This window comes from Campylobacter concisus UNSWCS, assembly GCF_000466685.1.
GTDB classification, from domain to species: Bacteria; Campylobacterota; Campylobacteria; order Campylobacterales; family Campylobacteraceae; genus Campylobacter_A; species Campylobacter_A concisus_A.
In genome coordinates, this window is sequence record NZ_ANNG01000102.1 from 1 (window position 1) to 391 (window position 391).

Here is a 391-nt window from a genome sequence, read left to right on the forward strand (position 1 = left end):
AGCACGTGCTGCTTCAATTGCAGCATTAAGTGCTAGAAGGTTAGTTTGATCTGCTATATCTCTAATGATAGTTATGATGTTTTTAATTTCATCTGATTGTCTTATGACATCAGCTGTCTTTTGAGAGATGGCATTCATTGAGCTAGACATTTGTTCAACTGCAGCAGCTGATTCTTGAAGTGAGCTTGCTTGAGTGCTAGCTGAGCTTGTTACTTGAGAGACTGATTCAGCTAGAAGTTTAGCTTTTTCTTCTAGGGTTTTAGCTTTTTCTAGGTTATAGTTTAGCATTCTAGAGATTTCTGTGCCAAGAGCATTTGTTACCTTTTCTACTTCACCATTTGCGTTTTCTATCCTAGAGGTAAAGTCTGATCTTCTGTAGCTATCAAATACC

At 37.6% G+C, this 391-nt stretch carries 1 protein-coding gene; it reads right to left on the reverse strand.

Translation table 11 applies throughout. The features are described from left to right. Nucleotides 1-391: methyl-accepting chemotaxis protein (locus tag UNSWCS_RS10980; protein WP_035144120.1), on the reverse strand; the 391-nt coding region annotated here is incomplete at both ends.